Here is a 22,340-nt window from a genome sequence, read left to right on the forward strand (position 1 = left end):
CACGCGCCGGATATCCCCGACGCTGCTCGATATGAAGTTCGAGGAAGTCGCCGCAACTAGAAGCCCGCATTCACATTTTTGCTCAAGGCTCATCTCGCCCACCTCCGCTCGCCGCACGATCACCGGCAGCCAAGTCTTGCTCGATATCCGTGCCGGATAACACTCATTCTTGACGGAGAACCCAATCAGGTCAAATGCCGAAGCTGTTGATGGCCAATGGGTTGGCCGTGGCGCGGGCATCTGCATGACAAATAAAAGTCGCGCCAAACGCCGCATGGCGCTGGGGAACCATGAGGCACACTGGGGCCCCCGTCAGCGCGGGCGTTTTCGTAGCACCAGGCAGAGAAGATCCCACGCACATCGGCGCGCGGCTTTTCCACGCTAGTTGCAGTTTTCCGCAATCCCTCGCTGCGCAGCCGCCAGTTCGGCCGCCCGCTTGTCATCATCGACGTACTGCCTCTCCCCTTTGTTGTCCAGCCTGTAGACCGGGCGCTCCGACTTCAGGGCGCCCAGGTTCTTGCGCGCGCTGTCGCAGCGCACAGCCCGGTTGTGAGCCTCGGCTTGCTGATTCTTGAGTTTGAGCTCGTCCGCCGCCTGCTGATTCTGGTTCGTCTCCGCTTTTGCGCGCGCATTCGCGGCCGCGGCCTTCTTCTTTTCGATCTCGGCGGGGTCCGTGGATGGTGGGGTGGGGCGGGCAACGTACTGCGAGCCCGTCGCCGCGCCCTGGCATGGTTGATCCTGGAAGGCCACCTTGCCATCGGGTTGCCTGCACTTGTAGGTCTGGGCTGCGGCCCAAAGAGGTGTCAGTGCAAGTGCTGCTGCCAGGAGATGTCGTCGCATGGTGGATCTCAGTGGAAGAATGGTGAACGGGGGCCTGATGTGGATGGCCAATCATTCTCCACGATGTCACTCCGTCGCCGTCGCCGTTGCCGGCGCGGCAGGTGACTCCATTCACCTGCGTCCCTTCTCAACCGATCTGCGCTCCCCGCTCCGCCAGCAGCTCCCGCAACAGCGACCGATGGCAGCGCTGCTCGTTCTCGCAGTAGCACCCGACGGCGAAAGCAGTTTGGTGCGACATCGCCGCCAGCAGGTCGATCACGCGGCTGGTGTCGGGCTGGTTCATCTCCGCCCGGTACTTCCTGCGGAATGTGTTCCAGGCCTTGTCGTCTTCGGCGGCCAGCGCCTCCGCAACGAGTTCGGCGCTGGGTGCGAGATTCGGGAACCACAGGTCGTAGTAGTCGCGGCTCGCGAACTCGGACTTGGGTACGCCGCGCGGCGGGCGCCGGACCGTGCCCAGGCGCAGGCCTTCGCCGGGCGCGCGCGGGGTGCCGAGCTGGACGATGCGGACGGGCATGGCGCCAAGCGTAACTCAGGCCGCGGCGGCGTTCCTCAGCCCGGGCGGTGGATCTCACGCGCCGGGTGGGTGATACGGGAATTGTCAAAACTGACATCTTTGCTATGGCATGGTCGGCTTTGCCGACGGCGTGACCCTGCGCGCCTTGCTGCAGCAAACTGGGGCGGGGTGTGCGCGACCTCCGGTCGAAGCGATGCGGCTGCAGGCGAACCAGCCGTCTGGCTCAACTGGCCCGGGAATTGCAACATCTGCCGCAACGGCGGCCGGCCGGCCCCCGGCCGGTGCCAACCTGTGGCAAGGTGCGTTCCCATGAGTTTCGACGTGCTGATCCAGCGAGACGCACACTTCATGCGCGTGAAGGTGGCGGGTCACCCGTCGCTCGACCAGCTCCTGTCACTGTTCCACCTGCTGGCCGTCGAGAGCGAGACCTGGGTGCACAACACGCTGCTGGTCGACCTGCGCCGGGTCGAGTCGCAGTTCACCGAAGCCGAGCAGGCGGAGGTCGGGCGCGAGGTCGCCGCCAGCCTGGCGCATTTGCGGCGCATCGCTTCCGTCGTGCCCACCCACCGCCTCACCCGGATCAGTGAAAGGGCCGCCAAGCAGAACGGCATGGACGTCTGTGTCTTCGACGTGGAAGACGACGCCATCGACTGGTTGGCTGCCACCGCTTGAACTTCACGCTGCGCCTGGCGACTCCCGCGGACGCGCCATCCCTGCGCATGCTCGGATTGCAGGTGTTCCTGGACACCTACGCGCCGGATGGTGTCTGCGACGCGTTGGCGCGCGAGGCGGAAGAGACCTTTTCCTCCTCTCGCGTCAGCGGCTGGCTGGCCGACCCCGCGTCGGCGCTGCTGGTGGCTGCGCATGCGACCGGACTGACCGGCTTTGCGCACCTTGCCCACGGCGCTTCTCATCCTCTGGTCAGGGGACAAGCGCCAACCGAACTGCAGCGCCTCTACGTGCGGCGGCCCTTCCTGGGCCAGGGCCTGGGCCGGGCCTTGCTGTTGCGTGCGGAGCAACTCGCGGCGGAACGTGGCGCGGGCGTGCTCTGGCTCACGGCATGGGTGGGCAACGCCCGCGCGCTGGCTTTCTATGCGCGCCAGGGCTACAGCGATGTCGGCGCCAGCGACCACGTCTTCGAAGGTCAGCGCTTCGAAAACCGCGTGTTCGCGAAGCCGCTCTGAATCCTAGACGTCGGCCTTCCCGGGTTCCTGGATGTCGGTGACCACGCGTGCGTAGCGCTGAGAACTCCAGTACGCCGATGCCCAGTCGATCAGCACCACCGCGCGGTTGCGAAAGCCGATCAGGAAGTAGATGTGCGCGAACAGCCAGAACAGCCAGGCCAGGAAGCCGCTGAACCGGATGGGCCCCATCGGCGAGGTCAGGTCCACCACCGCGGAATTGCGGCCGATGGTGGCCAGGTTGCCGTAGTCGGCGTAGCGGAAAGGCACCGTGGCCTCGCCGCGCAGGCGGCGCACGATGTTGGCCGCGGCCGCACGGCCCATCTGCTTGGCACCCGGCGACACGCCCGGCACGGGCCGCGGTTCGCGCCCGGGCACATGGCTCTGTGCCGCCGCCAGGTCGCCGATCACGCTGATCTCGGGATGGCCCGGCAGGCTCAGGTCCGGCTGGACCACCACGCGCCCGGCGCGGTCGGTCTCGGCGCCGGCCGAAGCCGCGAGCTGCCGGCCCAGCGGTGAAGCGGCCACGCCGGCCGCCCACACCACGCACTTCGAGGCGATGCGGGCGTTACTGCCATCCGGCTGCGCGACCTCCAGCCCTTCCGCATCGATGGCGACCACGCGCGCGCCGGTGCGCACCTCCACGCCCAGCGATTCAAGCTGCCGTTGCGCGCTGGCGCTCAGGGTGTCCGGCATGGCCTGGAGCACGCGCGGCCCGCCTTCGAGCAGCAGGATGCGCGCGCTGGAGGGGTCGATGCGGCGGAACTCGCCCGGCAGCGTGTGCTTGGCGATCTCCGCCATCGTGCCGGCCATTTCCACGCCAGTGGGACCGGCGCCGATCACGACGAAAGTCAGCCAGGCGGCTTGCCGCACCGGGTCGCTCTCGCGCTCCGCAGCCTCGAACGCCAGCAGGATGCGGCGGCGGATCTCGAACGCGTCGTCCAGCGTTTTCAGGCCGGGCGCGTGCACCGCCCATTCGTCGCGGCCGAAGTAGCTGTGCGTGGCGCCGGCCGCCACCACCAGGTGGTCGTAGCGCAGGGGCGTGCCATCCTTCAGCCGCGCCGTGCGGGTCGGCGCGTCGATTTCCACCACCTCGCCCAGCAGCGAGGTCACGTTGGGCTGGTTGCGAAACAGGAAGCGCACGGGCGCCGCGATGGCGGGTGCCGAAAGGCCGGCCGTCGCGACCTGGTAGAGCAGGGGCTGGAAGAGATGGTGGTTCGACTTGTCCACCAGGGTGACGTCGACGTCCGCCTGGCGCAGCGCCCGGGCCGCCTCCAGCCCGCCGAAGCCGCAACCGATGATGAGGACCTGGGGCCGCTGGTTGTTGTCTGGGGATTCCGCCATGGGCGGATTATCGGAGTTCGTCCTGCGGCTAGTCGTCCGACGACAAGCCCAGCGCCTCGGCCACGCGGGCGCGCAGCACGTCCGCCGAGGCGCTCTTGGGCAGGGCCTGGTGCTCGCCGAACACGCCATCGAGCTCCTGGGACTCACCGCTCACGAGGCCCGACAGGTAGACCAGGGGGATGCGTGCCGTGTCCGGCTCCTGCGACAGCGCGAAGGCCACTTCATCGCCGCGCAGGCCGGGCATGTCGATGTCGCAGAGGATCAGCCCCGGCTGCTCCCGCAGCGCCGTCTCCACGGCTTCTTCCGGGTCGTTCACGCCGACCACGCGGAAATCGGGCCCCAGCCGCAAGGCGATGAGGTCGGTCACGGAAGCGTCGTCGTCCACCACCAGCACGCAGGGCTTGGCCCGCTGCGGGTCGGGGAGGGCGCGCAGGTTCAGGGGAGGGTTTTGACGGTTGGGCATCGCGGAAGTTGAGCCATCATAGGGCACTCGCGTTTCACCAATATGGAGGAGACCCCCGAATGTTCGAGACTTCCATCGCCGGCAGCCTGCCCAAGCCGGGCTGGCTGGCCGAAACCCAAAAGCTCTGGCCGCGCTGGCGCGAAGAAGGCGCGGCCCTGGCCCAGGCCAAGGCCGACGCCACGCTCCTTTGGATCAAGGCCCAGGAGGATGCCGGTCTCGACGTCGTGACCGACGGCGAGCAGTCCCGCCAGCATTTCGTCCACGGCTTCCTGGAGCAGGTGGAAGGCATCGACTTCGAGCACAAGGTCGAGATGGGCATCCGCGACGACCGCTACAAGGCGATGGTGCCGCAGGTGGTGGCCACGCTCAGGCTGAAGGGGCGGGTTCACGCAGCGGAGGCGCAACTGGCCCGCGCGCACACGAAGCGCAAGCTCAAGTTCACGCTGCCGGGGCCGATGACGATCGTCGACACCGTGGCCGACCGCTTCTATGGCGACCGCGTGAAGATGGCTTTCGCTTTCGCTGAGTTGCTCAACCAGGAAGCGCTCGCCTTGCAGGCCGACGGCGTGGACATCATCCAGTTCGATGAACCCGCCTTCAACGTGTACATGAAGGAAGCCGCGGAGTGGGGCGTCCAGGCGCTGGAGCGCGCCGCGCAGGGCCTCACCTGCACGACCGCCGTGCACATCTGCTACGGCTACGGCATCCAGGCCAACAACGACTGGAAGAAGACGCTGGGCGAGGAGTGGCGGCAATACGAGCAGGTGTTTCCGGCGTTGGCTGCCAGCAGCATCAAGCAGGTGAGCCTGGAGTGCTACCACTCGCACGTGCCGCCGGACCTGATGAAGCTGCTGACGGGCAAGGACGTGATGGTGGGCGTGATCGACGTCGCCAGCGACGTGGTGGAAACGCCCGAAGAGGTGGCGGACACCATCGGCCGGGCGCTGCAGTTTGTCGCGCGGGAGCGGCTCCTGCCATGCACCAACTGTGGGCTGGCGCCGATGGATCGCGAAGTCGCGCGCCGCAAGCTCGAGGCCTTGGCGGCCGGCGCGGCGCTCGCGCGGCAGCGCTACGGCCACGGCTGAGTCGGGCTTCTCCTACACGCGAAGGGGAAGAGCGCCGGCCACATGGGGCGTCCGCCTACAGGGCCGGCCGCCGGGTCTTCGGTAGAACATCACCGTGGCCAAAGAGCTTCTCATGGACTTGCAGCGACTGCCCGTGCGCAGGGTGGTTCCGGGCGTGGCCGTCGCGGCGGTCTCGCTGATGGCGCTCGGCGCGGCATTGGCGCGCACCATCGCCTTCTAGCGCCGAAACGTCACTCAGGCTTGCGCGACCTGCAGCACCAGCTTGCCGAAGTTTTCACCGGTGAAGAGTTTCACCAGGGCATCGGGAAAGTTCGCGATGCCCTCGACCACGTCCTCGCGGCTCTTCAGCCGGCCGTCCTTCAGGTAGCCCGACAGTTCCGCGATGGCTTGTGGGTAGCGGTCGGCGTAGTCGAACACCACCATCCCCTTCATGCTGGCGCGGTTCACCAGCAGCGAAAGATAGTTCTTCGGCCCCTGCACCGGCGTCGTGTTGTTGTACTGGCTGATTGCCCCGCAGATGACGATGCGTGCGCCGCGCCCCAGCCGGGCAAGCACGTCGTCCAGGATGTCGCCACCCACGTTGTCGAAGTAGACGTCCACGCCCTTGGGGCAGTGTTCCTTCAGGCCCGCCTTCACGTTGCCGGCCTTGTAGTCGATGCACCCGTCGAAGCCCAGAGTGTTGACGACGAAGTCGCACTTGGCGCGGCCGCCGGCGATGCCGACCACGCGGCAGCCCTTGATGCGGGCGAGTTGGCCCACCGTCTGGCCCACGGCGCCGGCGGCACCGGAAACGACCACGGTGTCGCCCGGCCGCGGCTGGCCGACGTCCAGCAGGCCGAAATAGGCCGTCATGCCTGGCATGCCCAGCGCATTGAGCCACTGGCCGATGGTGCCCAGCCGCAGGTCGATCTTCGCCAGTCCCGCCTTGCGCAGCTGGTCCTCCGCGAACAGCGCGTATTGCTGCACGCCCAGCGCGCCGGTGACCAGGTCACCTTCGGCGAACGAGGCGTTGCTCGAGGCGATCACGCGGCCGATCCCGCCCGCGCGCATCACCTCGCCGATGCCCACTGGCGGGATGTAGCTCTTGGCGTCGTTCATCCAGCCACGCATGGCGGGGTCGAGCGAGAGCGACAAGGTCTTCACCAGCACGCCGCCGGGGCCCGGTTCGCCCACTTCCTCGGTGGTGAACGACCAGTCGTCGCGCACGGGCATGCCGTTGGGCCGGCGCGCCAGGCGGATCTGCTGGTTGGTGAGGGCTGTGATGGCGGGCATGGGCTGGTCTCCTGGGCTGGCGGTGCCGCATGTTAGCGAGCGCCGCGCCAGGCCCGGGTTGCGCAGGCGACAGCGCTTCTGTCAGCAGGGTGATGCACGCACGGTGCCCGCACCCCCGAAAAACGATGCCCTGTGCTGTAATGAAACGCACGGGACGACGACTCACAGTCGTGCACCTGGCGGCGCCTTCGGGGCACCGCCGCCCGAATCAGGAGAGCGCGGACCGATGTCCTTGAATCCCACACCGTTGGCCCCCGGGGCGACGCCTCTTCAGCCGGCCGCCGGCCGGTCGGCCCTGGCGGAGCGCTTTGCCGCGGTGCGGGCGCATTCGCTCGCGCTGGCGGCCTCGCTCAGCGCCGAAGACCAGGGCGTGCAGTCCATGCCCGATGCCAGCCCCACCAAATGGCATCTCGCGCACACCAGCTGGTTCTTCGAGGCCGTGGTGCTGCAGCCGCACTGGCCCGGCTACACGCTGTACGACGACCGCTATTTCCACCTGTTCAACTCCTATTACGAAGCGCTTGGCCCGCGCCATCCGCGGCCGCAGCGCGGCCTGTTGACCCGGCCTTCCCTGGCCGAAGTGCACGCGTATCGCGCCCATGTCGATGCCGCGTTCGAGCGCTTCGCGGCGGAGGCCGGCGATGACGCCTGGCGCACCGTGGCGCCGCTCGTCGAACTCGGGCTGCACCACGAGCAGCAGCACCAGGAACTGATCATCACGGACATCCTGCACGCCTTCTCGTGCAATCCACTGCTGCCGGCTTGCCAGCCGGCGGAGCCGCAGACGTTGCGGCTTGCCACCGCCACGCCGCCCCTGCATTGGCTCGAGGGCCCCTCGGGTGCCGTCGAGATCGGTCATGACGGGGATGGCTTCGCCTTCGACAACGAAACGCCGCGCCACACGGTGTGGCTGCAGCCCTATCGCATCGCCGACCGCCTGGTCACCTGCGGCGAGTTCGCGGATTTCGTCGCCGATGGCGGCTACTTCACTGCTTCGCTGTGGTTGTCCGAAGGCTGGGCCACCGTGCAGGCGCAGGGCTGGTCGGCGCCGGCTTACTGGCTGGCGCCAGGGGATCCGCGCGCCCCATCCGATGAGTGGCAGGTGTTCGGCCCCCAGGGCTTGCGGCCGTTCGACGCCGCCGCGCCGGTGAGCCAGCTCAGTTTCTACGAGGCCGCGGCCTTCGCCGAATGGTCTGGGGCGCGCCTGCCGACCGAAGCCGAATGGGAGGCCGCGCACGGCCTGCCTGGTATCCGGCAGATGACGGGCCATGTGTGGCAGTGGACGCGTTCGTCATACGACCCTTATCCCGGCTTCCGGCCGCTGTCTGGCGCGGTGAGCGAGTACAACGGCAAGTTCATGGTGGGCCAGCTGGTCCTGCGCGGCGGCAGCTGCGCCACACCGGCCGGCCACACCCGCCCGACCTATCGCAATTTCTTCCCGCCGGCCGCGCGCTGGCAGTTCAGCGGGCTGCGGCTCGCGAAGGACGCCGCATGTTGACGCGCTCGCTGCTTCCGCCGGGCACCGAGGCCGGCTTCTCCGAGCCCGTGCCGCTCACGGTGCCCAGCGAGTTCGAGCAGGACCTGCTCGTGGCCCTGGGCGAGCGTCCGCACACGATCTCGCCGAAGTACTTCTACGACGCCGCTGGCTCGCGCCTGTTCGACCGCATCTGCGAGCTGCCGGAGTACTACCCCACCCGCACCGAGCTGGGCATCCTGGAGCGTGCGGCCCCCGAGATCGCCGCGCTGGCTGGGCCTGGCGCCGAGATCGTCGAGTTCGGCGCAGGGTCGCTGCGCAAGGTGCGGTTGCTGCTGCGCGCCTTCGATGCACCGGCGCGCTACCTGCCCATCGACATCTCCGGCGAGCACCTCGGCCAGGCCGCGGCGGCGCTGCGCGCGGAATTTCCGGGGCTCGATGTGCGGCCGGTGGTTGGCGACTACACCGCGCGCGTGCCGCTGCCGGCGCGTGCGCCAGGCGCCGGGCAGCGGGTCGGATTCTTCCCCGGTTCCACGCTCGGCAACTTCACGACCGAAGAAGCCTTGTCTTTCCTGCAGGGCGCCGCGCGCACCCTGGAAGGCGGCGCGCTGCTGCTTGGCGCCGACTGGTGAAGGACCCGCACGTGCTGCACGCCGCCTACAACGACGCGCAGGGTGTCACCGCGCAGTTCAACCTGAACCTGCTGGCGCGCGCCAACCGCGAGCTGGGCGCCAACTTCGCCCTCGACCAGTTCGCGCACTACGCCTTCTACAACGCGCCGCGGCAGCGCATCGAAATGCACCTCGTGAGCCGCGAAAGGCAGGCCGTCACGGTCGGCGGGCGGCGCTTCGAGCTGGACGAAGGCGAGAGCCTGCACACCGAGAATTCGACCAAGTTCACCGTGGATGGCCTGCGCGCGCTCGCGCAGCGTGCCGGCTTCCGGCCGGGCCCTGTGTGGACCGATCCCCAACGCCTGTTCAGCGTGCACTGGCTGCATGCACCCGAAAGGACCGCCCCATGAAAGCCACCTGGAACGGCGTCGTCATCGCCGAGAGCGACGACACCGTGGTTGTCGAAGGCAACCACTACTTCCCCGCCGATGCGCTCAAGCGCGAGTACGTGAGCTTCAGCAACCACCACACCAGCTGCCCCTGGAAAGGCCAGGCGAGCTATTACTCGCTGATGGTGAACGGCGAGTTGAATCGTGACGCCGTCTGGTACTACCCCGAGCCCAAGCCGGAAGCCGAGATGGTCAAGGACCGCGTGGCTTTCTGGAAGGGCGTGCAGGTCCAGCCCTAGAGCTTGCTAAGCTCGCGGCCATGACGCTCAGTCCGGCCTACACCTACCCCGACCAGGTCCTCATCCAGCTGCGCCAGCAAGGGTATGCGGTGCTCAGCCCGACCGGCGTGGCCGCGTTGAGCGGCTGTGCGATCGAAGAACTCGAAGCCTTGCGTTCCTCCTGGGACCACCTCCAGCCGGATCACTACCTGAAGGACGGAGGCCGCTACCGCAAACGGCGCCATTCCTGCTTCCTGGTGGAGGGCGATGGCGTCACGCTGGCGCCGCATCGCGCCCACTGGCAACCGGTGGAGTACAACGCGTTGCACGGCGGCATGCAGCGCTGGTTCGAGCCCATGGACGAAGCGGTGGCGCGCGCGCCCGCCTGGCTCTGCGTGCTGCGCGCGCTGGCGCGAACGGCATCCGGGCTGAAGGGCCAGCGCGCCTGGCATGTGGAGGCGCACCAGTTTCGCATCGACACCGAAGGGGGGATCGGCCGGCCGACGCCGGAAGGCGCGCACCGCGACGGCGTGGACCTGGTCGCGGTGTTCCTGGTGGGCCGGCAGGGCATCAAGGGCGGCGAGACGCGCGTCTTCCAGGCCGACGGGCCCGCGGGCCAGCGCTTCACGCTCACCGAGCCGTGGAGCCTGCTGCTGCTGGACGACGAACGGGTGGTGCACGAGTCGACGCCGATCCAGCCGGTGGAAGGCGCGGGGCATCGCGACACGCTGGTGCTGACTTACCGCGCGGGCGGCTTCCAGGGCGATTGACTTGCTGCACCCCGAGAAGCGAAGCTTCTCGGGGACCCCGCCTCCCGCAGGCGGGAGAGGGAGCCAAGTCATACCACTCGAGCTGCGCGCAGCCGCGCGATGTCCCCATCGCTGTAGCCCAGCTCCGCCAGGATGGCGTCGGTGTGCTCGCCCAATTTCGGCGCTGAGTGGCGGAAAGCGGTATTGGTGTCCGACAGTTCCACCGGATGCGGCGCCAGCGGGTAGCGCTCCCCGGCATCGCCGAATTCCTGCAGCGGCAGCAGGCCGGTGGCCCGCACATGCGGATCGTCCAGGGCCTCCTGCGGGCTGTACACCGGGCCGGCGGGAATCTTCGCTGCGGCCAGCGCCGCCAGCACCTCGTCCCGCGCGCGGCCGGCGCACCATGCGGACATGATGGCGCTGATGTCAGCACTGTTCACGCCACGCAATTCGTCGGTGGCGTAGCGCGAGTCGTCCTTCAAGGCCGGCGCGCCGACCATGTCGCACCAGCGATCGAACATCGCCTGCCCGATCGACTGCACGACGATCCAACCCCCCTGCGCCAGGAACACGTCGCCCGGCGCCGCCAGATAGCCGCGGTTGCCTTGCGGCACGCGGTCCGGCGACCGCACCGCCTGCTCGATCAGCATCGAGTTGCTGTGGGCGAGCGCGGAGCGCAGCAGCGAGCCCTCCACCTTCTGCCCGAGCCCGGTGCGCTCGCGCGCCCAAAGGGCCGCCAGCGTGCCCATCGCGCAGGCCTGCGCCGTGGCGAAGTCCACATAGTTGACCGATGCACGCGCCGGCGCCTCGGGCGTGCCCGACATGTACATGGCGCCGCTCATGGCCTGGCCCACCGAGTCGAAGCCCGGTTGCTTCGCATAGGGCCCGGTGCTGCCGTACGCGGTGGCCAGGGTGAGGATGGCGCGCGGATTGATCGCGTGCACGGTGTCCCAGTCCAGGCCGAGCTGGCGCAGCGTGCCCGGCGGCAGGTTCGCCACCACGACGTCGGCGCGCACGATCAGCTGCCGGACGACGGCCCGGCCTTCCTCGTGCGCGAGGTCCAGGGTCATGCCCCGCTTGTTGCGGTTCATCTGCAGGAAGAGGCCGCCTTCGCCGCCGGCCATGACGCGCGGCACGGACCGGTCTTCGCCGCCTTCCACCCGCTCGACACGTACGACGTCGGCGCCGAGGTCGCCCAGCAACGCGGCGCAGTAGGGCCCGGCGATGAAGCGGCCGAAGTCGAAGACGCGGATGCCGGCCAGCAGCTCCATGGGGTCAGGCGCGCTCGAAGATCGCCGCGATGCCCTGGCCGCCGCCGATGCACATGGTCACCAGCGCGTAGCGCCCGCCGATCCGTTCCAGCTCGTGCAGCGCCTTGACGGTGATCAGCGCGCCGGTGGCGCCGATCGGGTGGCCCAGCGAAATGCCCGAGCCGTTGGGGTTGACCTTGGCCGGATCCAGGCCCAGGTCCTTCGTGACGGCGCAGGCCTGCGCGGCAAAGGCCTCGTTGGCCTCGATCACGTCCATGTCGGACACCTTCAAGCCCGCCTTCTCCAGCGCCTTCTTCGAGGCCGGCACCGGCCCGATGCCCATGTACTTGGGGTCCACGCCGGCGTGGGCGTAGCCCACCAGGCGGGCCATGGGCTTCAAGCCGCGCTGCTCGGCCACGCCGCGTTCCATCAGCACCACGGCGGCAGCCGCGTCGTTGATGCCCGACGCGTTGCCCGCGGTCACCGTGCCATTCTCCTTGGCGAACACGGGCTTGAGCTTGGTCATGTCCTCCAGCTTGCAGCCGGGGCGGAAATGCTCGTCGGTGTCGAACACCACGTCGCCCTTGCGGCCCTTGCTCACCACGGGAACGATCTGGCCCTTGAAGTACCCGGCCTGCGTGGCGCGCTCCGCGCGGTTGTGGCTCTCGACGGCCAATAGATCCTGGTCTTGCCGCGTGATGCCCCACTTGGCCGCGATGTTCTCCGCCGTCACGCCCATGTGGATGGTGTGGAAGGGATCGTGCAGCGCACCGACCATCATGTCCACCAGTTTGGCGTCTCCCATGCGCGCGCCCCAGCGGGCCGTCATGTCCGCATACGGCACGCGGCTCATCACCTCGGCGCCGGCGCCGATCGCGATGTCGGCGTCGCCCAGCGTGATGGTCTGCGCGGCCGACACGATGGCCTGCAGGCCGGAGCCGCACAGCCGGTTGACGTTGAAGGCGGGCGTGCCTTCGGCGCAGCCGCCCTCGATGGCGGCCACGCGCGACAGGTACATGTCGCGCGGCTCGGTGTTGACGACATGGCCGAACACGACGTGGCCCACGTCCGCGCCGCTGACGCCCGCGCGCGCCAGCGATTCGCGCACGACCAGGGCGCCCAGCGTGGTGGGGGGTGTGTCCTTCAGGCTGCCGCCGAAGGTTCCAATCGCGGTGCGCACCGCGCTCACGACGACGACTTCACGGGTCATGCCAAGCTCCTTGTTTGCATGCACGAATGATGTTTCAACTCAGGCGTCCCGTACATCGGCAGCCGGGCTGCTGCCGAAGTCCGGCCGGCTCAAATAGGCCAGGACGCGGGCGGCGGCCTCCTGCGGCGAGGTGAGCGCGCCCTTTTCCTTCAGCCCGACAAAGTTGCCGATGTCGGGGAAGCGGGCCGGGTCGGCGCCGCGCAGCTGCACCTGCATGTCGGTGTCGATCACGCCCGGCGCCAGCGAGCAGACGCGCGCGCCGTTCGGCCGGCCTTCCTCTTCGAGCGCCACGCAGCGCGTGAAGTGGTCCAGGCCGGCCTTGGCGGCGCAGTAGACCGCCTGCGACGCCATGGCGCGGCGGCCCAGGCCCGAGGAGATGTTCAGCACCTTGCGCGGGATGCGCAGGCCGGCGGTGGCGCGCAGGAAAGCACTGGTGAGCAGCATCGGCGCCTCGAGGTCCACCCGCAGCGATTCCGCCAGGTCCGACGTGGGGATCTCGCCCAGTGGCGCGATGCGCGGGATCAGGCCGGCGTTGTTGATCAGGGTGACGGAGGCCAGGTCGTCCTGGGCGGCCCGCGCCTGCAACCAGGTGTCGAGGCGGGCCGCCGCGCTTTCCGCGCGGGCCAGGTCTTGCTGCCACTGTTCGAGGGTGACCCCGGCCGCGGCCGCGCGGGCGGAGAGTGCGTCGCTGGTCTTGCGCGAGATGCACAGCAGGGAATGGCCGGCGTCGACCAGCTGTTCGGCCATGGCGAGGCCCATGCCGCGCGAGGCGCCGGTGAGGATGGTGAGGTGGTGTGTGGCCATGCGCGGATGGTACCGAGAATGATCGCGGCGGCACCGGCGGCAAGCACCGCCGGCACTTCTCGCCAGTTTCGGTGAGTCCCGGCACTACACCCGCAGATCGGCGCCTTGGCCGTGCGCGACAATCCGGATGGTCAGTACTTGGGGGAAGCTGTGGGCTGGGGAATCAAGAGAATTTGCCGCTGGGCGGGGTGGCTCGTTGCCGCGTCGGTCCTGGCGGCCTGCGGTGGGGCGGAGCAGGCGACGCTGCCCGTCGCCACTGCCCAGAAGATCGCACTGGAAGAATTCCCGTCGCAGGAGTACCCGCTGCAGGGGAGCTGGTGGAACCCGCAGGAGCCGGGTACCGGCTTCTTTTTCGAGCGGCAGGGCAAGACGGGCGTGGTCACGCTCTTCGTGTTTGACGCCGTCACTGGCCGGCCGGTTTGGTACGCCGGGACCGGCACGGTCTCGCCTGGAGGCAATGGCGGCTACTTGTTCAGTGCGGTGCTGAGCGAGTACACCTGGACGAGCAACGGCGCCAGGAGCAATCCCGCCAGTTCGGTCGAAATCACGTTCTGGCGCGATGCAGCGCGCGTGGTGTTGCCCACGCGGTCGTTCGATGCGCGCAAGTTCGCGGGTGGCCACGGCACGCCGGTCCGTACCGAGCGCGTCCCGGAAACCGGCATCTTCTGGAATGCCGGCATGAGCGGCATGGGCTACACGCTCGAGATGGCTGGCCCGGTCGGCACGCTCGGGGTCTACCGCTACGCGGCGGATGGCTCGGCCAGCTGGAGCATCGCCGCCGGCGAAGTGCGCGACGGCGTGCTGCGCGCCCGGCTGCTCACCTACCGGGACGGCCAGGCCCTGCGGGGCCCCTATAAGGCGCCGGCCGTGGATCGCGACGAAGGCGAAGTCACGATCACCTTCACCGACCCATGCACCGCCAAGCTCACGTTCAGCGACGGCCGGTCGGTGGCGCTGGACCGCTTCACCTTCGAGACCGACGGGCGGTTTGCCTGGGGCTGCCGCTCGCTGCGCGTGCCGGCCAATCCCGGCCAGCCGGCGCTGCCCGTCCTGGCGACCGTGCCCGAGGTGACGATGACACTCCCCACGACGCGCAGCATCGTGCGGCGCATGCGCGAAGGCGACTCGTGGGGCGAGCAGCAGCTGGGCTTTCGCCTGGAGGGGCCGGCAGCGGCGTTCGGCCCCGGCGCGCCCACGGTCCGGATGTTCGATCCGGGCTTGTTCTTCGATGGCGTGGTGCCCGATCCCGTACCCGTCTTCCCCCAGGAAAGGGGGGCGGGGACCACCCCCGGGACCGCGGCCTACAGCGTGCATCCAACCGTCTACCGCAGCAAGCCGATCTACGGCGGCGGCCCGCGCCAGGGCACGCTGCAAGTCGTCGTCTGCCTGGATGCCGCGTGCACCCGGCAACCTGCGGGTTCGCCGTTCGCGCTGCCATACCTGGTGGACATGGTGGGCACGCTGGACATGGACCGCGGCTCCGTGCATTTCACGACCCAGGACGGCACGGCGCCTCCGCCCAAGACCTTCACCGTGCAGCTGCCGCCCGGAACCACCAGCTTCTTCGCGGGCAACCCGTCGGCGGTGCGCGAGGGCGGAACGATGGGCGCCGCGACCTGGACCGCCTCGGCGCAGTTCTCGGCCGCGCGCCCCACGCCGTCCGGTGTGACGGCCACCGTCACGGTCGCCCTGACGGCCGACAAGACCTTGGGACTCACCGAAGGCACGTTGGTGCTCATCGCCAAAGTCCAGGGTGTGCCGCAAGAGGAGACCTGGTCGCGCGTGGTGCCCGTGTATCACAACCGGCTCACCGCCAGCGGCAAGTCGTTCGAGCTGCCTGGCGAGGTGCGCCTGCAGGCGATCGTCGACCCGAACAAGTTCCGGGAGAACCGCAGCATCCTGCCTTACCGGGTGATGCCCGGGACGACCACGACCCTGGAAGCGAGCGAGTACCTGAGCCATCCGCAGGAGGCGGAGGGCCACGAGATGGTCCGCAAGTGGCTGACCCCCGCCGTCTACGCCGATCTCTGGATCTCGGTGGATCCCTGTCCGGGCAGCCGCAGCGGCTGCCTCCCGCCCGGCATCTACCGGGCGAACGCGAAGTACAGCTTCTCCAAGCCCGGTGCACCGACGCAGACCGGTGCCATCCCGGTCGTCATGGAGGTGCAATGGGCACGATGATCTTGCGGTTCCGGCTCGTGCGGAACCTGCTGGCCGGCCTGGCGTGCGCGCTGGCGCTCGCGGGCTGCGGTGGCGGCAGCGGCGACTCTTCCACCAGCGGCATCGCAACCGCCAGCAAGGAACTGCTGCGCGGCTTCGCCGACAACGGGTACTACTGGAATCCGGCCGAACCCGGCACCGGCTTCTTCGTGGAAGTGCAGGGCGGCCGCGCCGTCGTGACCTTCTACCTCTACGACGGTGCCGGCTTGCCCACCTGGCTGTCCGGTGACGCCGACATCGCCTATGTGAGCGGAGCGAACGGCACTTACCGCATCACGGGGACCCTTCAGCGCTTCACCGGCGGCCAGTCGGCACGGTCGGCCCGGCCTGTCGCGCCGACCAGCACCACCGCCGGCCTCTTCTCGGTCACCTTGCAGGGCGGCAAGGCCCAGGTGCAACTGGCCAGCCGTAGCTTCCTCGCGGAGCGCTTCTTCGCGCCGGCGGGTGGGTCCGCCACCGCGGGCGCCCCCGAGACCGGCATCTACTGGAACCCGGCGGAGAGCGGCCGCGGCTACACGATCGAGGCGGGCGGCGGCCTGGCCACCGTCGGCGTCTTCCACTACCGAGAGGACGGCCAGCCGACCTGGAACCTCGTGGTGGTGTCGCCCAACACGGGGGCCGTGCCGGCTTCCGGGGCCTTCCAGGCGTACCGGGGCGGGCAGGCGGTCTCCGGCCCATACAAGCCGGCGGAAGCCGTGCCGACGCAGGAACGGTTCGGCGTGGACTTCGCCGCCAGCCGATGCAGCGGGCGGCTGATCTTTCCGGACATGCCGGCCACCCGGGTGGAGCGCTTCGGCTTCGTCGCCGGCCTGCGCGCCTCGCCGTGCACGAGCGAATTCCGTCCCGCGCCGCAGGCCGAATCTGATTTCGGTGCCACCCTGGACCCACCGCGAACGATCCAGGGCAGCACTTCGGAAACGGGAACCGTCCGCTCGGAATTCAAGGTCCGCCTGAATGGCCTGCCGACGGACGAGGCCGCGAGGGCGCTGGCGGTGGTGGTGGTCGACCCCGATGGGCTGTACCAGCAACAGTCCATGGGTGTCGTCACGAAAAGCGGGTTCAACCTTACGTTCCAGGCCACGCCGCTCAAGGCCGGCGCGTACCGCGGACAGTTGCAGTTCCATGTCTGCCGCGACCTGGCCTGCACCCGCCAGGCGGTGGGGTCGCCGCTGGTGGTGCCGTATGAGTTTGTGGTGGGCACGGGCTTGCGCGCGTCCGCCGAGGTGGAATTCGCTTTCACGCCGCGCAACGAGACGCTCACGGTGCCCGTCGAGTTCACGCTGCCCGCCAGGACGAAGCGGTTCCAGCTCTCGTCGCCGAACACGCGCTGGACCGCGCCGGGATGGACGCATTCCGGCGGTGTTTTCCAGGTGCCATCGGTCGGCGAGCCCCAGAAGCTTACGGTGCTGGTCACGCGCGCGCGGTTCGACGAGATTGGCTCGACGAACCTCTCTTACGCCGCCGCCGCCGAAGCGCAGGGCAGCGAATTCGGTGGCGAGGTGGTCTACAGCGGCATGGTGCAGTTCGTGCACAAGATGGTGGAGGACCCACTGGTGCTGTCGCCCCTCGATCCGGTGCCAGGCATCACCAAGGACGACCTGCAGGCGGCCCGCAATCGCTACCTGCCCGGCACCTTCGACGCGGCGCGCTTCACACGGCGCTTCGAAGTCGATGGCGCCGGCTTCCAGCAGCCGCGGACCGTGGTCGTGGATGGCGGCCGCGCCTGCATGGCGGACACGAGTGGCGTGCTCGAGTGCTGGAGCGAAACCACCGGCAAGCAGCTGTGGTCGCTGCAGGTGCGTGACCTGACGGGGGACAGTCTCGACAGCTTCGACCTGCTGGGCAACCGGGTCCATGTCGGGGTGCGCAATGGGCGGTACGAATTGGACGCAGCGACCGGGGCTCGGCTGGCAACGCACCCGAGCAGCGGCGGCCCGATCCAGGCGACCGGGACCGGTATCTTCGCCCTGCACGGGCTGAGCAGCACCGTCGCCCGGGTCGACCCGCAGACGGGCCAGGCGGCTTGGACCACCTACGTGCCTGCTGCAAGGTCGCTCCCGGCCGTGCGTCCGGGGCTGCTGGTTCTCGAAGCGGACGGTGGCTTGCAGAATCTCGATCCGCAAACCGGTGCGCTGCGACTGCCGACCAAGGGCCCCGACGCCTACGCGACCGGCAATGGCCCGGTCTTGCCCGATTCGTCGTCGGCGTACGTGGTGGGCTTCAGCGGCCTGGCCAGGTACGACCTCGCCCGCAACCAGCTCGCCTGGAGTGCCGGGGTGACCACGCACCGGGGCGTTCCCGTCGTGGCCGACGGCGTCGTCTACGTGACCACGGACAAGGCCGTGGAGGCGCGGTCCACCACGACGGGGGCGCTGATCTGGTCCTGGCCCTACGTGGTGAACCGGATTTCGCCCAACTGGTCGTCCGTCGACATCGCGGTCGCCGGCCGGTACCTGATCTTGTCTGACAAGACCGGCACCCGGGCCATCGACGTCATCACGCGCACGGAGGCCTGGTTCGATCCGGAACCGGGCCTGCTCACCCTGTCGCCGAACGGCTTGCTGTACCTGCGGGCCGAATATGGCCGCGTGTACGTGTTCAATCTGCGATAGCCCTGGCGTTCCTAGGCGGCGACCACGATGGCGAAGGTCGCCTGCAGGCCGTCAGCCGCTGCCTTGAATGGCACGGTGACCAGCCCACGCCGCTCGCCCAGGTTGCGCCAGAGGAAATCGCGTTCGTTGTGCGGGTCGCCCTCCACATAGAGCTGCGTCGTGAGCAGCTCCTTGCGCTCCAGCTTCACTTTCACGTGGATGTGCGGCGTGCGCCCCGAATAGGCGACCGGCCGGATGGTGCGGAACCGGTAGCGGCCGTCCGCATCCACGGTGACACGCCCGAACCCCTGGAAGTTGCGGTCGGCGCGATTGCCGTCGCCCGGGTGGTGATAGTGACCGGCTTCGTCGCATTGCCAGATCTCCACCTGCGCGCCCGCGACCGGCTTGCCCTGCAGGTCGGTGACGGTGCCGTCCACCCAGGTGGGCTGGCCCTTGGCATAGCGCAGGCTGCCGTTGCGCAGCAGGTCGTTGTCGCTGTCGGCCGGCAGCTCGACGGGGTAGAACGGGCCTTCCGTTTGCGACGGCGTGGCGCGCCGCGGTGCCGTGGGTTGCGCCCGGACGGCTGTCCAGATGGCGGGCAGGGCGATCAGGGCGGCGGCACGGCGGCGGGACAGGTCGGGCATGGGGAAGTTCTCCGTGGCTGATCGGTGAGAGCGGCCGAGCCGGGCGGAGTTCCACGCCGCGGTCAGAATGGTGCCGGGCTGTCGAAGACCAGCGGCTCGTCACTGGCCGGATGCTGGAGCGCCAGCCGTGTGGCGTGCAGCAGCAGGCGCGGGGCGAGGTCCAGCACCTCGGGTGGTGCGTAGAGTGCGTCGCCCAGGATGGCGTGGCCAATCGCCTGCAGGTGCACCCGCAATTGATGCGTGCGCCCGGTGACGGGCTCCAGTTCCACCTGTGTGGCCGAAGGGGTGCGCGACAGCACTCGCCAATGGGTGACACTCGGCTTGCCCGCGTCGTGGTCGACCTTCTGCGCCGGCCTGTTCGGCCAGTCGGCCCCGATCGGCAGGGTGATCGTGCCGGACGCCGCCGCCAAATCGCCGGCCACCACGGCCACATAGCGCTTGTCCACCCGCCGCTGCTCGAAAGCGCGGCCCAGCCGCCTTTGCATTGCAATGCCCCGGGCCATCAGGAACAGGCCGGACGTTGCCATGTCGAGCCGGTGCACGACCAGCGCGTCCGGCCACAGCTCGCGCGCCCGCGCGGACAGGCAATCCTGCTTGTCTTCGCCCCGGCCCGGCACCGCGAGCAGGCCGGCGGGCTTGTCGAACACGACCAGGTGCTCGTCCACATACACCAGCCCTTCGGATAATCGCCCCATGACCGCGCTCTCCTCCATCCCGTTTTCCTTGCAGACGGTGCTCCTGCTCGCCGCCTCCAATGTCTTCATGACCATCGCGTGGTACGGCCACCTGAAGAACCTGGCCACGTCGCCCTGGTACATCGCCGCCCTCATCAGCTGGGGGATCGCCCTGGCTGAGTACCTGCTGCAGGTGCCGGCCAACCGGATCGGCTTCCAGCAGGCCGGCTTCACTGTCGGCCAGCTGAAGATCATGCAGGAAGTGATCACGCTGGCCGTGTTCGTGCCGTTCGCCGTGTTTTTCCTGAAGGAGCCGCTCAAGCTCGACTACCTCTGGGCCGCGCTGTGCATGGTGGGCGCGGTGTATTTCATCTTCCGTTCGAGCTGAAGGCACCCTGCACGAGGGTAAACTCCGCGCGTCACACAACTGTCACAAAAGAGGGCGGCCATGCTCTTCGGCAAGCTGATGCCGCGCGAAGGCAACTTCTTCGAAATGTTCAACCAGCACGCGGAGCGCATCGTCGAGGCGGCCCGCGCGTTCTCGCTGCTGGTGGCGAACTACAACGACCTGGCCCTGCGTGAGCAGTACAACCGCGATGTCGACAATGCCGAGCGCGCGGCCGACAAGGTCACGCACGAGGTCAACCGGCTGATCCACAAGACCTTCATCACGCCGATCGACCGCGAGCAGATCCACACGCTCATCAACACGATGGACGACGTCGCCGACCTGATCCAGGATTCGGCCGAGACGATGGCGCTGTACGACGTGCGGCACATGACCGAGGAGATCACGCGCCTGACGGACCTGAGCGTGCGCTGCTGCGAGCGTGTGAAGGAGGCGGTGGGCCTGCTGTCGAAGTTGTCCGACCCCTCCACGGCCGAAGCCGCGCTGAAGACCTGCGAGGAGATCGACAAGCTCGAGTCCGACGCCGACCGCGTGATGCGCTCCGCCATGAGCAAGCTGTTCCGCGAGGAGCCGGACGTGCGCGAGGTCATCAAGCTGAAGGCCATCTACGAGCTGCTCGAGACGATCACGGACAAGTGCGAGGATGTCGCCAACGTGGTCGAGGGCATCGTCCTCGAGAATTCCTAAGGCTGGCCGGGATGGAAGTCTCGCAGACGGCCCTCTGGGTCGTGATCATGCTGGTGGCCGTGGCGCTGCTGTTCGACTTCATGAACGGCTTCCACGACGCCGCCAACTCGATCGCCACCGTGGTTTCCACCGGGGTCCTGAAGCCGGCGCAAGCGGTGCTCTTCGCGGCGTTCTTCAACTTCATCGCCATCTTCATCTTCCACCTGAGCGTCGCGGCCACGGTGGGCAAGGGCATCGTGGAGCCCGGCGTGGTCAACACGCACGTGGTGTTCGGCGCGCTGGTCGGCGCCATCACCTGGAACGCCATCACCTGGTGGTACGGCATCCCCAGCAGCTCGTCCCACGCGCTGATCGGCGGGATCGTCGGCGCCGTCATCGCCAAGGCGGGTGCGGGCTCGCTGGTGGCGTCCGGCGTCTGGAAGACGGTGGTCTTCATCTTCATCTCGCCCACGCTCGGCTTCATCCTCGGCTCGCTGATGATGGTGCTGGTGTCCAACGTGTTCCGCCGCAGCCAGCCATCGAAGATCGACAAATGGTTCCGCCGGATGCAGCTGGTCTCCGCGGGGGCGTACAGCCTGGGCCACGGCGGCAATGACGCCCAGAAGACCATCGGCATCATCTGGATGCTGCTCATCGCCACCGGCTACGTCGCCGCCGGCGAGCAGGCGCCGCCCACGTGGGTGATCGTCAGCTGCTACGTCGCCATCGCCATCGGCACCATGTTCGGCGGCTGGCGCATCGTCAAGACCATGGGCCAGAAGATCACCAAGCTGAAGCCCGTGGGCGGGTTCTGCGCGGAGACCGGCGGGGCGATGACGCTGTTCATCGCGACGGCCCTGGGCATCCCGGTGTCGACCACGCACACCATCACCGGCGCGATCGTCGGGGTCGGTTCGACGCAGCGCGCGAGTGCGGTGCGTTGGGGTGTGGCCGGCAACATCGTGTGGGCCTGGATCTTCACGATTCCGGCGAGCGCATTTGTTGCTGCGATCGCTTATTGGGTCAGTTTGCAGCTGTTCTGAGAAAGCCTGTCATTGCGGACTTGATCCGCAATCCATGGTTACTGGTCTCCGCGCGTGGGCAAAGCCGCACGCGGGCGGGCTGTGGCGCGCTGGCACGGCGTTCGTCGGGCCGCGCGCGGCCCTACCGAATCCCCTGCGCCGTCCGGTCATGCGGCCCCGCGGGCGAACTCGTTGCGCGCCCTACGGGCGCTGCGCTCAGACAGCGCCCGCGAGCATGAAACGGTCGCACGGCTTGATACGCAGCCCTGCGGGCCGCTCTCGTAGCCGCGCTGGGCCGCAAGACCGGCCGTCGCAGGCGCCTGGGCCCTTATGCGCGCCACAGCCCGCCCGCGTGCGGCTTTGCCGCCACCACCCTGAGCGCGCCACCAGTGGAATACCCCCAACGCATCTGCAACGCCGCGCGTGGCCGGGCTGTGGCGCGCATAGGGGCCCAGGCGCCTGCGGCGCACGCCCTCGCGGCCCAGCGTGTCTACGAGAGCGGCGAAAGCCGCGTATCGAGACACGCGACCGTTTCATGCTCGCCGCCGCTGTTTGAGCGCAGCGCCCACAGGGCGCGGAGCGAGTTCGGCGGCGGGGCCGCGAGGGCGTGCGGCGCAGGGCATCCGGTAGGGCTGCGCAGCGGCCCGACG

21 protein-coding genes and 1 pseudogene are annotated in these 22,340 nt (G+C 68.7%); 12 read left to right on the plus strand and 10 right to left on the minus strand.

The annotated features are described in order from the left end of the window. Positions 1 to 381: 381 nt before the first annotated feature. Together FN976_RS02445 and FN976_RS02450 are read right to left on the minus strand one after the other, a co-directional pair. Positions 382 to 840 (minus strand): DUF4124 domain-containing protein, encoded by a 459-nt coding sequence (locus FN976_RS02445; protein WP_145890889.1) that lies wholly within the window; start codon positions 838 to 840, stop codon positions 382 to 384. Between the two features lie 127 nt (positions 841 to 967). Next, the gene (locus tag FN976_RS02450) at positions 968 to 1,354 is read right to left on the minus strand and encodes a DUF488 domain-containing protein (RefSeq protein ID WP_145890608.1); all 387 of its coding nucleotides are present in this window, start codon (positions 1,352 to 1,354) and stop codon (positions 968 to 970) included. Between the two features lie 309 nt (positions 1,355 to 1,663). On the opposite strand from FN976_RS02450, the gene FN976_RS02455 reads away from it, so the two are divergent. Together FN976_RS02455 and FN976_RS02460 are read left to right on the plus strand one after the other, a co-directional pair. Beyond that, on the plus strand, positions 1,664 to 2,026 hold the full coding sequence (locus FN976_RS02455; RefSeq protein WP_145890610.1) for a SpoIIAA family protein: 363 nt from the start codon (positions 1,664 to 1,666) through the stop codon (positions 2,024 to 2,026). Next, positions 2,023 to 2,538 carry a GNAT family N-acetyltransferase gene (locus tag FN976_RS02460; RefSeq protein WP_222432761.1) on the plus strand — a complete coding sequence of 172 codons (516 nt, stop codon included), beginning with the start codon at positions 2,023 to 2,025 and terminating at the stop codon, positions 2,536 to 2,538. The genes FN976_RS02455 and FN976_RS02460 overlap by 4 nt, the downstream gene beginning before the upstream one ends. A gap of 3 nt (positions 2,539 to 2,541) precedes the next feature. On the opposite strand, the gene FN976_RS02465 is transcribed toward FN976_RS02460, so the two are convergent. Both FN976_RS02465 and FN976_RS02470 read right to left on the minus strand, forming a co-directional pair. Further along, entirely contained in the window at positions 2,542 to 3,879 is a 1,338-nt protein-coding gene (locus FN976_RS02465; protein WP_145890612.1) for an NAD(P)/FAD-dependent oxidoreductase, read from the minus strand. A gap of 28 nt (positions 3,880 to 3,907) precedes the next feature. Continuing rightward, positions 3,908 to 4,342 carry a response regulator gene (locus tag FN976_RS02470; protein ID WP_145890614.1) on the minus strand — a complete coding sequence of 145 codons (435 nt, stop codon included), beginning with the start codon at positions 4,340 to 4,342 and terminating at the stop codon, positions 3,908 to 3,910. A gap of 59 nt (positions 4,343 to 4,401) precedes the next feature. Between FN976_RS02470 and FN976_RS02475 the strand changes: the two genes are divergently transcribed. Then, entirely contained in the window at positions 4,402 to 5,427 is a 1,026-nt protein-coding gene (locus tag FN976_RS02475) for a methionine synthase (protein WP_145890616.1), read from the plus strand. Between the two features lie 234 nt (positions 5,428 to 5,661). Here the strand turns inward: FN976_RS02475 and FN976_RS02480 are convergent, their stop codons facing one another. Then, complete coding sequence (locus FN976_RS02480) at positions 5,662 to 6,699, minus strand: NADP-dependent oxidoreductase (RefSeq protein ID WP_145890618.1); 1,038 nt, start codon at positions 6,697 to 6,699, stop codon at positions 5,662 to 5,664. Between the two features lie 226 nt (positions 6,700 to 6,925). Here FN976_RS02480 and egtB point away from each other — a divergent pair, with 226 nt between their 5' ends. The 4 genes and pseudogenes from egtB to FN976_RS02500 all read left to right on the plus strand — a co-directional run bounded on the left by egtB (position 6,926) and on the right by FN976_RS02500 (position 10,221). Then, positions 6,926 to 8,197 carry an ergothioneine biosynthesis protein EgtB gene (egtB, locus tag FN976_RS02485; RefSeq protein WP_145890620.1) on the plus strand — a complete coding sequence of 424 codons (1,272 nt, stop codon included), beginning with the start codon at positions 6,926 to 6,928 and terminating at the stop codon, positions 8,195 to 8,197. Then, positions 8,191 to 9,194 (plus strand): annotated as a pseudogene (egtD, locus tag FN976_RS02490) (L-histidine N(alpha)-methyltransferase). Before egtB ends, egtD begins: the two are co-directional and overlap by 7 nt. Next, positions 9,191 to 9,472, plus strand: a complete 282-nt coding sequence (locus FN976_RS02495) for a DUF427 domain-containing protein (protein WP_145890622.1) — start codon at positions 9,191 to 9,193, stop codon at positions 9,470 to 9,472. Before egtD ends, FN976_RS02495 begins: the two are co-directional and overlap by 4 nt. 20 nt (positions 9,473 to 9,492) lie before the next feature. After that, the gene (locus tag FN976_RS02500; protein WP_145890623.1) at positions 9,493 to 10,221 is read left to right on the plus strand and encodes a 2OG-Fe dioxygenase family protein; all 729 of its coding nucleotides are present in this window, start codon (positions 9,493 to 9,495) and stop codon (positions 10,219 to 10,221) included. Between the two features lie 68 nt (positions 10,222 to 10,289). On the opposite strand, the gene FN976_RS02505 is transcribed toward FN976_RS02500, so the two are convergent. From FN976_RS02505 to FN976_RS02515, 3 genes are read right to left on the minus strand one after another with little or no spacing between them, the layout of a single operon-like run. Continuing rightward, complete coding sequence (locus tag FN976_RS02505) at positions 10,290 to 11,471, minus strand: CaiB/BaiF CoA transferase family protein (protein ID WP_145890625.1); 1,182 nt, start codon at positions 11,469 to 11,471, stop codon at positions 10,290 to 10,292. Between the two features lie 4 nt (positions 11,472 to 11,475). Continuing rightward, entirely contained in the window at positions 11,476 to 12,660 is a 1,185-nt protein-coding gene (gene bktB / locus FN976_RS02510; RefSeq protein WP_145890627.1) for a beta-ketothiolase BktB, read from the minus strand. Positions 12,661 to 12,699: 39 nt separating this feature from the next. Next, on the minus strand, positions 12,700 to 13,464 hold the full coding sequence (locus FN976_RS02515; protein ID WP_145890629.1) for an SDR family NAD(P)-dependent oxidoreductase: 765 nt from the start codon (positions 13,462 to 13,464) through the stop codon (positions 12,700 to 12,702). A gap of 105 nt (positions 13,465 to 13,569) precedes the next feature. Here FN976_RS02515 and FN976_RS02520 point away from each other — a divergent pair, with 105 nt between their 5' ends. Continuing rightward, positions 13,570 to 15,645 carry a hypothetical protein gene (locus tag FN976_RS02520; RefSeq protein ID WP_186510728.1) on the plus strand — a complete coding sequence of 692 codons (2,076 nt, stop codon included), beginning with the start codon at positions 13,570 to 13,572 and terminating at the stop codon, positions 15,643 to 15,645. Then, positions 15,633 to 18,296, plus strand: coding sequence for an outer membrane protein assembly factor BamB family protein (locus tag FN976_RS02525; RefSeq protein ID WP_145890633.1), 2,664 nt, complete (start codon positions 15,633 to 15,635; stop codon positions 18,294 to 18,296). Before FN976_RS02520 ends, FN976_RS02525 begins: the two co-directional genes overlap by 13 nt. 11 nt (positions 18,297 to 18,307) lie before the next feature. Here the strand turns inward: FN976_RS02525 and FN976_RS02530 are convergent, their stop codons facing one another. Together FN976_RS02530 and FN976_RS02535 are read right to left on the minus strand one after the other, a co-directional pair. Next, positions 18,308 to 18,919: a dioxygenase family protein gene (locus tag FN976_RS02530; RefSeq protein WP_186510729.1), complete on the minus strand. Its 612-nt coding sequence runs from the start codon at positions 18,917 to 18,919 to the stop codon at positions 18,308 to 18,310. Between the two features lie 62 nt (positions 18,920 to 18,981). Continuing rightward, positions 18,982 to 19,614 (minus strand): RluA family pseudouridine synthase, encoded by a 633-nt coding sequence (locus tag FN976_RS02535; RefSeq protein ID WP_145890636.1) that lies wholly within the window; start codon positions 19,612 to 19,614, stop codon positions 18,982 to 18,984. Here FN976_RS02535 and FN976_RS02540 point away from each other — a divergent pair. From FN976_RS02540 to FN976_RS02550, 3 genes are read left to right on the plus strand one after another with little or no spacing between them, the layout of a single operon-like run. Further along, positions 19,613 to 19,981, plus strand: a complete 369-nt coding sequence (locus tag FN976_RS02540; RefSeq protein WP_145890638.1) for a DMT family protein — start codon at positions 19,613 to 19,615, stop codon at positions 19,979 to 19,981. The two genes, FN976_RS02535 and FN976_RS02540, sit on opposite strands and share 2 nt — an antisense overlap. Before the next feature lie 60 nt (positions 19,982 to 20,041). After that, positions 20,042 to 20,689, plus strand: coding sequence for a DUF47 domain-containing protein (locus FN976_RS02545; RefSeq protein WP_145890640.1), 648 nt, complete (start codon positions 20,042 to 20,044; stop codon positions 20,687 to 20,689). A gap of 11 nt (positions 20,690 to 20,700) precedes the next feature. Next, the gene (locus tag FN976_RS02550) at positions 20,701 to 21,711 is read left to right on the plus strand and encodes an inorganic phosphate transporter (RefSeq protein ID WP_145890642.1); all 1,011 of its coding nucleotides are present in this window, start codon (positions 20,701 to 20,703) and stop codon (positions 21,709 to 21,711) included. Positions 21,712 to 22,340 lie beyond the last annotated feature (629 nt).

This window comes from Caenimonas sedimenti, from assembly GCF_007833165.1.
Classification (GTDB): Bacteria; Pseudomonadota; Gammaproteobacteria; order Burkholderiales; family Burkholderiaceae_C; genus Ramlibacter; species Ramlibacter sedimenti.

What these genes read in the sequence shown, in the direction of transcription:
- FN976_RS02445 (WP_145890889.1), bottom strand. Translation starts at nt 840, where the DNA reads ATGCGACGACATCTCCTGGCAGCAGCACTTGCACTGACACCTCTTTGG.
- FN976_RS02450 (WP_145890608.1), bottom strand. Translation starts at nt 1,354, where the DNA reads ATGCCCGTCCGCATCGTCCAGCTCGGCACCCCGCGCGCGCCCGGCGAA.
- FN976_RS02455 (WP_145890610.1), top strand. Translation starts at nt 1,664, where the DNA reads ATGAGTTTCGACGTGCTGATCCAGCGAGACGCACACTTCATGCGCGTG.
- FN976_RS02465 (WP_145890612.1), bottom strand. Translation starts at nt 3,879, where the DNA reads ATGGCGGAATCCCCAGACAACAACCAGCGGCCCCAGGTCCTCATCATC.
- FN976_RS02470 (WP_145890614.1), bottom strand. Translation starts at nt 4,342, where the DNA reads ATGCCCAACCGTCAAAACCCTCCCCTGAACCTGCGCGCCCTCCCCGAC.
- FN976_RS02475 (WP_145890616.1), top strand. Translation starts at nt 4,402, where the DNA reads ATGTTCGAGACTTCCATCGCCGGCAGCCTGCCCAAGCCGGGCTGGCTG.
- FN976_RS02480 (WP_145890618.1), bottom strand. Translation starts at nt 6,699, where the DNA reads ATGCCCGCCATCACAGCCCTCACCAACCAGCAGATCCGCCTGGCGCGC.
- egtB (WP_145890620.1), top strand. Translation starts at nt 6,926, where the DNA reads ATGTCCTTGAATCCCACACCGTTGGCCCCCGGGGCGACGCCTCTTCAG.
- FN976_RS02495 (WP_145890622.1), top strand. Translation starts at nt 9,191, where the DNA reads ATGAAAGCCACCTGGAACGGCGTCGTCATCGCCGAGAGCGACGACACC.
- FN976_RS02500 (WP_145890623.1), top strand. Translation starts at nt 9,493, where the DNA reads ATGACGCTCAGTCCGGCCTACACCTACCCCGACCAGGTCCTCATCCAG.
- FN976_RS02505 (WP_145890625.1), bottom strand. Translation starts at nt 11,471, where the DNA reads ATGGAGCTGCTGGCCGGCATCCGCGTCTTCGACTTCGGCCGCTTCATC.
- bktB (WP_145890627.1), bottom strand. Translation starts at nt 12,660, where the DNA reads ATGACCCGTGAAGTCGTCGTCGTGAGCGCGGTGCGCACCGCGATTGGA.
- FN976_RS02515 (WP_145890629.1), bottom strand. Translation starts at nt 13,464, where the DNA reads ATGGCCACACACCACCTCACCATCCTCACCGGCGCCTCGCGCGGCATG.
- FN976_RS02525 (WP_145890633.1), top strand. Translation starts at nt 15,633, where the DNA reads ATGGGCACGATGATCTTGCGGTTCCGGCTCGTGCGGAACCTGCTGGCC.
- FN976_RS02530 (WP_186510729.1), bottom strand. Translation starts at nt 18,919, where the DNA reads ATGCCCGACCTGTCCCGCCGCCGTGCCGCCGCCCTGATCGCCCTGCCC.
- FN976_RS02540 (WP_145890638.1), top strand. Translation starts at nt 19,613, where the DNA reads ATGACCGCGCTCTCCTCCATCCCGTTTTCCTTGCAGACGGTGCTCCTG.
- FN976_RS02535 (WP_145890636.1), bottom strand. Translation starts at nt 19,614, where the DNA reads ATGGGGCGATTATCCGAAGGGCTGGTGTATGTGGACGAGCACCTGGTC.
- FN976_RS02545 (WP_145890640.1), top strand. Translation starts at nt 20,042, where the DNA reads ATGCTCTTCGGCAAGCTGATGCCGCGCGAAGGCAACTTCTTCGAAATG.
- FN976_RS02550 (WP_145890642.1), top strand. Translation starts at nt 20,701, where the DNA reads ATGGAAGTCTCGCAGACGGCCCTCTGGGTCGTGATCATGCTGGTGGCC.